Here is an 11779-nt window from a genome sequence, read left to right as displayed (position 1 = left end):
CGTGAAATTTTTCACAAATAGCCTCCCAGTTTAATAAGGAGTGAGTGATCAGCATGGACTGGCGTAGTCGCGCAGCCTGCCTCGACAAGGACCCGGAATTGTTTTTCCCGGTGGGAAACACGGGACCGGCCTTGCTGCAGATCGAGGAAGCAAAAAGCGTGTGCCGGCGGTGCCAGGTGATCGACACCTGTTTGAAGTGGGCCATCGAGTCCGGCCAGGACGCCGGGGTGTGGGGCGGACTGAGCGAGGATGAGCGCCGCGCCATGAAGCGCCGCGCCGCCCGGGCCCGCCGCGCCAGCTAGACGCCCCACCCCCACAAAAAACTGACCCGCAATAGATGTCGGAAAAGAGCGAATTTCGCGAATTTTTCGACATCTATTGCGGGTCAGTTTCCATTAGTGGCGGCGAATAAGGGACATTTCCAGTTTCACCACGGTGCCCCCGCCCGCACGCGGCGTCCATTCAATGGTGCCGCCCAGCTCGCTCGTGACGAGAGTGCGGACAATTTGCAGCCCCAGCCCCTCCGCGATGGTTCCCGCGGGCAGCCCCACCCCGTCGTCGGCGATGGTCACGGTCAACGCATCATCGCCGGCACTGTTCTTGTGCCGGTCGGCGGTCAGCCATACGGTCCCGCCGCGGTCCTGCAGGCCGTGTTCGACGGCGTTGGTCACCAGTTCGTTGATCACCAGGGCCAGGGGCGTGGCAAAGTCGCTGGGCAGCTCGCCAAAGGCGCCCTCCTTCTCCGTCCGGACCCGCTGCGACGGTGAGGCCACCTCGGCCGAGAGCCGGAACTGCCGGTCAATCAACTCGTCAAAGTCCACGCTTTGCGTCAACCCCTGGGACAAGGTCTCGTGCACCAGGGCGATGGTGGACACCCGCCGCATCGCCTGCTCCAGCCCCTGCTTCCCTTCATCGCTGTGCATGCGCCGGGACTGCATGCGCAGCAGCGCCGCGACGGTTTGCAAATTGTTCTTCACCCGGTGGTGGATCTCGCGGATGGTGGCATCCTTGGTGACGAGCTCCTGCTCCCGGCGGCGCAGTTCGGACACGTCCCGGCACAGCACCAGCGCACCGAAGCGCTCATTGGCATCCCGCAGCGGAATGGCCCGCAGCGACAAGCTCACCCCGCGCGATTCGATCTCCGTGCGCCAGGGCATGCGCCCGGTGACCACCAGCGGCAGGGTCTCATCCACCATGCGCCGGTCCTTGAGCAGCCCCGTGGTGACCTCGGCCAGCGACCGGCCTTCCAGGGATTCGCCGTCACCGAGCCGGCGGAAGGCCGAGACGCCGTTGGGGCTGGCGTACTGGACGATCCCGTCCACGTCCAGGCGCAGGAGCCCGTCACCGACACGGGGGGCACCGCGCCGGGAGCCGGTGGGCGAGGCGAAGTCCGGCCACAGGCCCAGGGTGCCCATTTTGAGCAGGTCGTAGGCGCACTGCCGGTACGTGAGCTCCAGCCGGGAGGGCATGCGCGAACTGGACAGGTCCATGTGCGTGGTGATCACGGCCAGGGTGCGGCCGTTTCGCACCATCGGTATGGCCTCCACGCGCATGGCCAGGTCGGCGTTCCAGATGCTTGTTTCGTTGGAGCGTTCAATGTTTTGGCTGCGCCAGGCGGCGCTGACCAGCGGTTCCAGGTCGTGCTGTATGCCCTCGCCCACAAAGTCGGTGTGGAACATGGTGTGGCTGGTGGACGGGCGGACATGGGCCAGCGCCACGTACCCCTTGTCGGGATGCGGGAACCACAGGGCCAGGTCGGCAAAGGACAGATCGGCGATCAGCTGCCAGTCCCCGACCAACAGGTGCAGCCATTCGGCATCCCCCGGCCCAAAATCAGCGCCTTCCCTGATCATGTCGGCAAAGATGGCCACCAAGGCTCCTAAAGATTAATCGGGCAGGCAAGAAAATGCGATGGTGACACCGGTGCCCGCCGTCCAAACGCAACGGCGGGCACCGGTGATCACTTAACGTCGAACGATCGAACGCAGCAGCCTCAAGGCTACCGACAACGACGCCATGTCGTCCCGCTCCAGCTCATTGACCTCGGCAAACATCTTCGTGGCCCGGCCCAGCTGCTCCCGGTTTTGGGACTCCCAGGCCTCGATGCGCGCCATCGTGCCCGTGCCGGGCTCCGTGCTCGTCATGACGTTGAGCGTCATGTCCGCCGTGGTGGCATACAGATCGTCGCGCAGGGCCGCCCGCGCCAACGCCTGCCAGCGGTCGTTGCGCGGCAGCGCCGTAATGCGCTCGAGCAGCGCGTCCACGCCGTAGCGGGCGTACAGCGCGTAGTACACGCTGGCCACCTCCGCGACGGGTTCGTGGACGTGTTCACCCACCTTGGCGACGTCCAGCAGCGGGAACGTCTCAAACAGTTCGGCCCACTGGCGGCCCAGCTGGTCGGGCATGTTAAACGCCCTGGCCCGCTCGTTCCACGCCGTCACGCGTTCGGCGTCGGTCCCCTGGACGAAGTCCGTCATGCGCGAGCCCAGCGTGGAAACCACCGGCTTGAACTGGCCGATCACCTCGGCAATGCTGCGCTGGCCGGTGCCCTGGTTGATCAGCCACCGCACCGCGCGGTCCAGCAGGCGGCGCATGTCCAGCTGGACGGTGCACCATTGCTCGGTGGAGAACGACGGCGGCAACTGCCGCAGTGCCTTCGTCATGGAGTCGAAGTCGAAGATTTCATGCAGGGCCACAAACGCCTTCGCCACGGCGACCTCGTCCGCGGAGGATTCCTCCATGGCACGGAACGCAAAGGTGATCCCGCCCAGGTTGACCATGTCGTTGGCGACCACCGTGGCGATGATTTCCCGGCGCAGCGGGTGCGTGTCCAGGTCGCCGTCGAAGCGTTCCCCCACCTGGGCCGGGAAATACCGGCGCAGCGTCGCCTTGAACCAGGGATCGTCGGCCAGGTTGCTGGCGCTCAGGGCCGTGGCCAGTTCCATCTTGGCGTAGGCGGCCAGGACGGCGAGTTCCGGGGACGTCAGTCCCTGGCCGCCCTGCAGCCGTTCCTGCAATTCGGCATTGCCGGGCAGGGCCTCAATCTTCCGGTCCAGGTCACCGTTGGCTTCGAGCCAGTCCATGAACCGCTCGTAGCTGGGGCTCCACTCCACCACGCGCTGGCGGTCGTTGAGCAGCAGCACGTTCTGGTCGATGTTGTCCTCGAGCACCAGGTGGCCGATTTCACCGGTCATGGACATCAGGAATTCGGCGCGTTCGGCGGGATCGAGCTTGCCGGCGGCCACCATGCGGTCCACGAAGATCTTGATGTTCACCTCATGGTCGGAGCAGTCCACGCCGGCCGAGTTGTCGATGGCGTCGGTGTTCAGGATGACCCCGTGCAACGCCGCCTCAACCCGGCCGCGCTGGGTCATGCCGAGGTTTCCGCCTTCGCCAATGACCTTCACGCGCAAGTCCTTGCCGTCGACGCGGATCCCGTCGTTGGTCTTGTCGCCCACTTCGGCGTTGGATTCGCTGCTGGCCTTGATGTAGGTGCCGATGCCGCCGTTGTACAGCAGGTCGGTGGGGGCCAGCAATACCGCCCGGAGCAGTTCCGGCGGGCTGAGCTTGACCGTCCCGTCCGGCAGCCCGAGCGCCGCCCGGACTGGCGCCGAGATCGGGATCGACTTCAAGGTGCGCGAGTACACGCCGCCGCCGGCGCTGATCAGGTCCTTGTTGTAGTCCTGCCAGGAGGACCGGGGCAGGTTGTAGAGGCGCTGGCGCTCGTCAAAGGAGGCTTCGGCGTCGGGCGTCGGGTCCAAGAAGATGTCCCGGTGGTCAAAGGCCGCCACCAGGTGCACGTGCCGGGTCCGCAGCAGTCCGTTGCCGAACACGTCACCGGACATGTCCCCGATGCCGACCGCCGTGAACTCCTCGGACTGGGTGTCGACGTCGAACTCGCTGAAGTGGCGCTTGACGGACTCCCAGGCGCCGCGGGCCGTGATGCCCATGGCCTTGTGGTCGTAGCCGACCGAGCCGCCCGAGGCGAAGGCGTCGCCCAGCCAGAAGCCGTACTCGGCGGAAATGGCGTTGGCCGTGTCGGAGAAGGACGCGGTGCCCTTATCCGCGGCCACCACCAGGTAGGTGTCGTCGCCGTCGTGGCGAACCACGTTCTCCGGCGGCACCACGATCTCGCCGGCGGCGGTGGCCACCAGGTTGTCGGTGACATCCAGCAGGCCGCGGATGAACATCTTGTAGCTTTCCTTGCCCTCGGTCAGCCACGCGCCTCGGTCCACTGACGGGTTGGGCAGCTGCTTGGCGAAGAATCCGCCCTTGGCACCGGTGGGCACGATGACGGCGTTCTTGACCGTCTGGGCCTTCACCAGGCCCAGGACCTCGGTGCGGAAGTCCTCGCGGCGGTCCGACCAGCGCAGGCCGCCGCGGGCCACCTTGCCGAAGCGCAGGTGCACGCCTTCGACCCGGGGCGAGTACACCCAGATTTCATACATGGGCCGCGGGAACGGCAGGCCGGCAATTTCGGCCGGGTTGAGCTTGAGGCTGAGGTAGTCCCGGCCGCGGTAGTAGTTGGTGCGCAGCGTCGCTTCCACCAGGTTGGCCAGCGTGCGCAGGACACGGTCCGCGTCGAGAGTTGGCACGCGCTCCAGGGCCTCGTTAAGCCGCCCCCGGACCTCGTCCAGGCGCGCCGGGCGGGTGGCGTCGACGGCGCGCGGGTCAAACCTGGTCTCAAAGAGTTCCACGAGGGCCCGGGTGACGTTGACGTTGTGCAGGAGAGTGTCGGCGATGAAGCCGAAGGAGTTCGTGTTGCCCATCTGGCGCAGGTATTTGGCATACGCGCGCAGGACGATGATCTGGCGCCAGCCCATGCCCTCGGTCAGGACCAGCCGGTCGAACAGGTCCGATTCGCTGGCCCCAGTGGTGGCCGCGCCAAAGGCCGCGGTGAGCAGCTCGGCGGTGGCCAGCGGGTCCACCCCGGCCGGGTACTTCAGCCCCAGGTCGTACAGGAAAAAGTCGCGCTTGTCGGCGGTGCCGATTTCAAACGGGCGCTCGTCCAAGACCTCGATGCCCAGGTTGTGGAAGAAGGGCAGGATCTTGCTCAGACTCTGCGGGTGGGCCATGTACAGCTTGACGCGGGCGTCTTCCTCCAACGTGTCCGCGGACCCGTTGGGCAGGTACACGTGCATGCCGGGGGCGCACTTTTCGGGCCCGACGCCGACGTCGGCCAGGCGCTTGTACTCGGCGTCAAAGTCCTCGAAGCGTTGAATGTCCTCCTGGGCGTCCTCCACCTCAAAGTCGACCCGGTAGCTGGCCGGGAAGGCCTCGGACCACTTCGCGGCGAGGCGGTCGGCGGTTTCCAGGGAATTGGAATCACGCAGCACCTGGGCAATGCCCTCGGGCCAGGACCGGGCGGCCATGACGAGGCGCTGCTCCAATTCGGAGGCCTTGAGCTCGGCCGGGACATAGAAGTTCTTGGGCAGGCGGATCCGAAAGAACAGGCGGGCCAGGGCGGATTCGCTCATCCGCGCCTCGAAGTCAATCGAGACGGCGTCGAAGGTCCGGGTAAGCTCCTCCTCGATGCGGCGGCGCACGGCGGTGGTGTAGCGGTCGCGCGGGATGTAGACCAGGGCCGACATGAAGCGGCCGTAGATGTCCGGTCGCAGGAACAGCCGGGTGCGGCGTCGTTCCTGCAGGCGGAGGATGCCGTTGGCCGTTTCGATCAGGTCGTCGACCTCGATCTGGAACAGCTCGTCGCGCGGATACGTCTCCAGGACGGCGAAGAGGTCCTTGCCGGAATGGGAGTCCGGCGGGAAGCCGAAGTGGCGCAGCACGGCGTCGACCTTTTCGCGCACCACGGGAATGTTGCGCACGGAACCGGTGTAGACGGCCGAGGCGAAGAGGCCGATGAAGCGCTGCTCGCCGTTGACGTTGCCCTGGGAGTCGAAGGACTTGATGCCAATGTAGTCCAGGTAGGCGGCGCGGTGCACGGTGGACCGGGAGTTGGCCTTGGTGATGACCAGGACCCGCTTCTCCCGGGCCTTGCGCTGCCCGGTGGTGGTCAGGTGTTGGATCTGGGGGTGGCTGGAGCCGTCCCTCAGCAGGCCCAGGCCGCTGCCCTCACGGTTGACCAGGACGTCTTCGCCGTCCTGCTTGACCAGGTCGTATTCGCGATAGCCCAGGAACGTGAAGTTGCCGGCATCCATCCAGTGCAGCAGGTCCTCGGCCTCCCGGATGTCGGTGATGGACTCTCCGGCCAGTTCGGTGGCGAGCACCTCGGCCCGGCTCAGGGCCTTCTCCCGCATGGGTTGCCAGTCTTCGACGGCGGCCCGCACGTTGGCCAGGATCTTGGTCAGCCCGACGACGAGTTCGTCCTTGGCGGCGTCGGTGGCCTTGTCAATTTCGACGGCGATCCAGGACTCCAGGTGTGAGGCGTCATCGTCGTCACCGACCAGGTGCGCGATGCTCGGCAGCGTGGAGGTGTCCCCGCTGGCCACTCCGGCGTGCGAGGGAACCTTGCTGATCTTGGTCAGCACGTTGGTGGTGCGGTTGCGCGAGACCACGAACATGGGGTGGGTCACCAGGCGGATGGCCGCGTTTTGGTGGACAAGCTCGGCGGTGACGGAGTCCACCAGGAACGGCATGTCGTCGGTGACGATGTATACGACGCTGCAGTCGCGCTCGTCCCGGATCTCAACCTTGATGGTTCCGGGCGCCCGGTCCGCGGCCAGGGCCCGGTGGGTCATGGCCCGGGCGCTGAGCACCTCGGGGTCGTACGCCGTGGCGTCTTCATCCGAAAGATGAACATAGTAGTCGGTGATCAACTGCGGGTCATCGACGCCCGGTTCGGGGGATGCCACGGCGGAATCGGAATGAGGTGATTTGGACGACATGTTTGGAACGCCTCCGTCAAAAAGGAAAAGACCGCTTCTTTGCGGCCTCAACCACGAGCTTATCGGGGATTTCAGCGCTCCGCTGTGGCTTTTGCTACAGGAGTTTTGGAGTATTGCTGGTCACGTGCACAACAGATGTCGCGGATGGCCCGGCGCAGCGCCGACTCCGGCGCAATCTCCAGCAGCAGCCGGCCGGACAGCAGCGCCTGGTCGATGATCTCCGCGTCCCAGGGCAGGTGGTGGGCGATCGGCTGTGCGGGGCCAAAACGCGCCCAGGCCTGCTCCAGCGCCCGCTGCGGGGCGTGGCCGGCGGCTTTTTTCCTGACCTTGTTCAGCACCACCGCAATGTCCGCGCCGGCGCATGTCTCGGGCAGCTCGGCCATGGCCCGGATCAGCCGCGGGATGCCGATGGCATCGCCGGTCCCGACCGCATAGATGACATCCGCCTGCCCCAACGCGCTGAGGGTGGCGGCGTTGCGGCGCGGCGCCACGGTGTCGTAGCTCAGCTCCTCGTCGCGTTCCAGGCAAAAACCGCAGTCAACCACCACGACGTCGGCCACGCTGCGGGCCCCCTGGAGGACCTGGTCCACGGCGGCGGCCCGCAGCTCCGGCCACCGGTCGGGGCGGGTCAGGCCGGTCAGGAGCGCGAACGAGCCCCCGTCAAAGACCACCTCCGCGCAGATCCGCCGCAACTCGGCCACCGTAAGCATCCCCTGGTCCGCCACCCGGCATGCCTGCGCAAACGACGCCGATTCATCCAACAGCCCCAGGGTGGCCGCCATGCTGGCGCCGTAGGTGTCCGCATCGATGGCCACCACCCGGCGGCCCAGCAGGGCGTATTCGGCGGCCAGGTTGACGGCAAGGGTGGTCCGCCCCGGGGAGCCGACGGGCCCCCACACCGCGATGAGCCGTGGTTCCGGGACAGCGCCCGCGGTCGGGCCGGGCCGGGCGCGGTGTCGTCGGGTGATTTTGGACAGCATTCCGGACCGCGCATCCCCCGGAACCGCACGCTTGCCCCGGCGTTTGGCGGACGGTGCGGGGCCGGGGTGCGGGTCGGCGGCGTGCGCCCAGGGGTCGAAGCCGTTGCCGAGGGATGCTTGGGACTCGTCCCTGCCGGGCGGAGAGTCGCCGGCGGCGACGTCGCCAACCGCGCGGGTTTCGGCGTCTTCCGTCCCGTCGGGCCCGGGAAGGTCGCGGGGTTCGGTGGAGAAGGCGAAACCGGCGCCGCTGGGGTGTTTCCGGTCGTTGACCGCTTGCCGGACCGCCTCCAAGATCAGCTCCGGGGAGGCGGTGCGGGCGGCGGTGACGGCACCGATGTTCCGCAGCCGGGCCGCCTGGTTCGCGTCCGCGGCGACGGCCACCACGCCGACTCCGACCGCGGCCAGCCGGTCCACGAGGGTGGCGGTGAGGTCCTCGGCGAAGTCGGCCACGACCGCGACCCGGGCCAGGCCGCTTTGGCAGGCCGCCAGCAACCCGGACAGCTCGGGGCAGCGGCGCGCCACGGACACGGCGCCGCCCATGTCCGCCAACGCGTCAATGACCCGCCCGGGAGTGTCCCCGACCGCCACAATGGTCACGGCGCTCACGATAACGCGCCCGGATTCCAGACCACGGACACCTTCGCCTTGTTCGCGATGGCGCCGAGGAACTTGGGCATCTGGGCGTCGGTGACCAACACCATCAGTTGCGTGGTCTTCCCGGCCCCCAGCGCCATCGACGCGGAGGTCAGGGCGGCAACCTCGGCCCCGGGCAGCATGAGCTCGGGTTCCTTGTAGCCATTGCGTTCATCCGGCAGGGCGACCCAGACGTCCACACGGGAGCCCACGACAACTTCCTTGGGCAGGGGTTCGGCGACGGTGACCGATGCCGGCTTGCGGTCCAGGGCGTCCGTGGCGCCAATGCTGGAGCGGGCAACCAGTTCCCCCTTGGGCACCATCCGCACGGCCACGGCATGCCCGGGGAGGGCATCCCGGGGACTGAAATACTTCCCGTCAACATCACCGAGGCGCACCCTGACCGTGTCAAAGGAGCCCGCATTCACCGGCTGTCCGACCACCAGCGTGTCCCTGGCGACGTACATGGGCACCGTCTTGTCCGCCCCGCCCACCAGTGCCACCACCGATGCGACGGATGCCAGGACCAGCAGGATTCCCACGAGCAGCCGCGGGTCCTTCCAGGAGGGCTGCGCCAGGCGCGCGCCCCGCCCGTCCACGTCCGAAACCATGAACCCGCCCCCAATCCGACACCAGTGTTCCTAGTCTTACCGCCGTTCGCGGGCAGATAGAAGCCCCCGCCGCAATTTTCCCCAAAATCTGTGGAAAACGCGGCCCGCGGCCCGGTCGCAAAAAGAGGCAGCCAAACGGTGGATAACTCCAACAAAGCGGGTCAACGGGAGGATAATGAAGGCATGCCCCGCTTCCTGACCCTGGCCGATGTGGCCGAACAACTCCAAATTTCCGCGGCCGCCTGCTATGGGTTGGTGCACAGTGGTGAACTCCCGGCCTTTCAAATCGGCGGGCGCGGCCAGTGGCGCGTCGACGAGGCCAAGTTTGAGGAATTCATTGAAGGACGCCATGCGGCGGCGCGGGCCATGCTGGCCGCCGAGAACCCCGCGTCGCGGCCTTCGGGCCCTCCGGCCTAGGAACCGTTCCGGCTAGAGCTCATTGTCCGCCGCCGAGGTGGCGGACAGGATGGCGGTGAACGGCACCAGGACGCTGCCCTGGAGATTGTCCCGGCCGCGGCCCACGCCGTCGGCCAGCTGGGCCACCACCACGCAGTCGGCGCCCACCTGATCCAGGACGCCCCGAACGCGCGACGGCTGGGGTGAATCCAAATCGAGCACCACCGCGGCCCGGTTCCGGGCCAAAATGCGCAGCGCCGCGGCGAAGGTGTAGACAGAGTGGCCCGGTCGCGGCACCCGTTCCGGGCCGGTCCCCTGCACCCGCAGGATCTTGGCCAGCGGCAGCACCACCGACCGGTTGCCGGTTCGCAGCAGGGCCCATTGCGACTCCACCCGCCGCACCCTGCCGTGATGGACGACGCCGTTCGCCACGACCGCGGTGATGTCCCGGTCCCGGGCGCCCCGCAGGGCGTCGGCGAACGTCGATTGGGCCAACTCCATGCGCGCGAGCTCGTTCACTTCGCGTTCAAGGTCCTGCTGCGTGGCGGCGTGCAGCTGCGCCTCCAGATCCCCGAAGAGTGCTTCCCATCGCATGCGCACACGCTAGGCGCCGCACCCGGCGTTCGTCAACCGCGGGCGCTCATCCACAATTTTCCAATACCCCTCGACAAATACTTTCTCACGGGTTCAAAATGATGTTGACAGCATCAAATGATGTCCAAAGTTGTCAAAGCTGATCAAGAGAGGGTCGGTGGTCATGGTGGGACACGCACGGGCGGGCGGGAGGCTCGGCGCGGACCTGGGCATGGCCGCGGCCGTCCTCTTTCTGGGCGGGTCGCTGGTCTTCGCCGGGGTTTCGCTGCTGCGGCACCGTCTGGCGGGCAACACGCCGGGCGATCCCCTGACGCTCGAGGAGACCATTGGCACCCTGGCCGCGGGGACAGGCATCGCCGTCGTGCTGTGGTGGGCCGTGGCGCTGTCCTGTGCGTTGGTCTCGGCGTTGGCATTCCGTGCGGGCCGGATGCCGCTGGCCGCCGCCACGGCCGGGTGGTCGCCGGCGTTCATGCGCCGACTGGTGGTGGTGGTGCTGGGGCTGAACCTGCTCACGGCACCCATCGCCATGGCCGGTTCACCGTCCGGCACCTCCCCCATCGATCCGCGGTGGCACGCAGGCCCGGTGGCAACGGCGCCGGCGCCGTCCACTGGCCCGACCATCGGTCCGCCGTGGACGCCTCAACGGCCGGTCGTAGATCCCGGGCCGCTGGCCCGGCCGGCGCGGGCCAACACGCGCAGCCGCCCCGCCGGCCCGCCCCTGTCCGGCGGGGTGTCTCCGGCCGGCGGTTCCGTGGTGGTCCATGCCGGTGACAGTTTGTGGTCCATCGCGGCGGCCTCGCTGGGACCGTACGCCACCGACGTCGAGGTCTCGGCGGCGTGGCCGGCCTGGTACCGGACCAACCGTGCCGTCATCGGCCCGGATCCGAACGTCATCCTGCCCGGCCAGCTCCTGCAGGCACCACCCGGCTAGCGGCGCGGCCGCCCATGCAACCCTTTTCGCCCTCTCAACCAGATCGAAGGAGACCACCATGAGCACCATGGCATTTTCCGGTCCCGTGGCCGTGGAGGCCACCCCAGCCACGCCGCTGGTGCGGCGGCCGGCGCCGGGTTTTCGCCCCGAGCCCGCCCTGGAGGCCGGCGGCACGGTGGTGAAGATGCCGCAGCGGCGCGGCGTGCCGGAAACCGCTCCGGCGGCCGCCCGGCCCACCCCCGGCCCGGCAGCGCTGCACGAGCTGGATCCACGCAAGGGCGAACGTGCGCTGGTCATGGAGATGTCGCGCAGGATCGCCCTGGCCGCACTGGAGGTGCTCAGCGGGGCCCGGTCGGTGCAGCAGCTCGCGCGCTGGCTGGATGAGCGGTGTTTTTCCGCGCTGACCACCCGGGCCCGGCTGCACGCCGAGGCCTGCAATCGGGCCGAGCGCCGGCTCAGCCACGCGGACGCCGCCGGCAACGTGCACACGCTGCACCGCCAGCCCGTGGTGCACTCCATCCACGGCAGCGCGGTCGCGCCGGGAGTCTATGAAACCTCGCTCGTGGTCGCCGACAGTGCCCGCTTCCGTGCCATCGCCATGCGCCTTGAGGAGACGCACGGCACCTGGAAGGTCACGGCCCTGCAAATCGGCTAGCCGCGGCCCGCCGCGTAAGAGTGGCCCGCCGCGTAAGAGTGGCCCGCAATACATGTCGAAAAAGGGCTAGCCGCGGCCCGCCGCGTAAGAGTGGCCCGCCGCGTAAGAGTGGCCCGCAATACATGTCGAAAAAG

At 67.7% G+C, this 11779-nt stretch carries 9 protein-coding genes; 4 read left to right on the top strand and 5 right to left on the bottom strand.

Annotation, left to right across the window (positions count from 1 at the left end):
- Positions 1–53 precede the first annotated feature (53 nt).
- On the top strand, positions 54–302 hold the full coding sequence (locus tag AB4Y80_RS10110) for a WhiB family transcriptional regulator (protein ID WP_442213969.1): 249 nt from the start codon (positions 54–56) through the stop codon (positions 300–302).
- A 93-nt stretch (positions 303–395) separates the two neighbouring features.
- Here the strand turns inward: AB4Y80_RS10110 and AB4Y80_RS10105 are convergent, their stop codons facing one another.
- The 4 genes from AB4Y80_RS10105 to AB4Y80_RS10090 form a co-directional block, all read right to left on the bottom strand.
- A complete protein-coding gene (locus tag AB4Y80_RS10105) occupies positions 396–1871 on the bottom strand; it encodes a sensor histidine kinase (protein ID WP_442213968.1) in 1476 nt (491 codons plus the stop codon).
- A 93-nt stretch (positions 1872–1964) separates the two neighbouring features.
- On the bottom strand, positions 1965–6845 hold the full coding sequence (locus tag AB4Y80_RS10100; RefSeq protein WP_442213967.1) for an NAD-glutamate dehydrogenase: 4881 nt from the start codon (positions 6843–6845) through the stop codon (positions 1965–1967).
- Positions 6846–6916: 71 nt separating this feature from the next.
- A complete protein-coding gene (locus AB4Y80_RS10095; RefSeq protein ID WP_442213966.1) occupies positions 6917–8431 on the bottom strand; it encodes an AAA family ATPase in 1515 nt (504 codons plus the stop codon).
- Positions 8428–9069, bottom strand: coding sequence for a hypothetical protein (locus AB4Y80_RS10090; protein WP_442213965.1), 642 nt, complete (start codon positions 9067–9069; stop codon positions 8428–8430). The genes AB4Y80_RS10095 and AB4Y80_RS10090 overlap by 4 nt, the downstream gene beginning before the upstream one ends.
- Before the next feature lie 183 nt (positions 9070–9252).
- On the opposite strand from AB4Y80_RS10090, the gene AB4Y80_RS10085 reads away from it, so the two are divergent.
- Positions 9253–9486: a helix-turn-helix domain-containing protein gene (locus AB4Y80_RS10085; protein WP_442213964.1), complete on the top strand. Its 234-nt coding sequence runs from the start codon at positions 9253–9255 to the stop codon at positions 9484–9486.
- Between the two features lie 12 nt (positions 9487–9498).
- On the opposite strand, the gene AB4Y80_RS10080 is transcribed toward AB4Y80_RS10085, so the two are convergent.
- A complete protein-coding gene (locus tag AB4Y80_RS10080) occupies positions 9499–10059 on the bottom strand; it encodes a hypothetical protein (RefSeq protein WP_442213963.1) in 561 nt (186 codons plus the stop codon).
- A gap of 163 nt (positions 10060–10222) precedes the next feature.
- On the opposite strand from AB4Y80_RS10080, the gene AB4Y80_RS10075 reads away from it, so the two are divergent.
- On the top strand, positions 10223–10990 hold the full coding sequence (locus AB4Y80_RS10075; protein WP_442213962.1) for a LysM peptidoglycan-binding domain-containing protein: 768 nt from the start codon (positions 10223–10225) through the stop codon (positions 10988–10990).
- A gap of 58 nt (positions 10991–11048) precedes the next feature.
- Positions 11049–11645 carry an Rv3235 family protein gene (locus AB4Y80_RS10070; RefSeq protein WP_442213961.1) on the top strand — a complete coding sequence of 199 codons (597 nt, stop codon included), beginning with the start codon at positions 11049–11051 and terminating at the stop codon, positions 11643–11645.
- Positions 11646–11779 lie beyond the last annotated feature (134 nt).

Origin of the sequence: Specibacter sp. RAF43 (genome assembly GCF_052114065.1) — a bacterium.
Classification (GTDB): Bacteria; Actinomycetota; Actinomycetes; order Actinomycetales; family Micrococcaceae; genus Specibacter.
The sequence above is the reverse complement of the archived record's forward strand: the minus strand, read 5'-3'. Positions and strand labels throughout refer to the sequence as shown.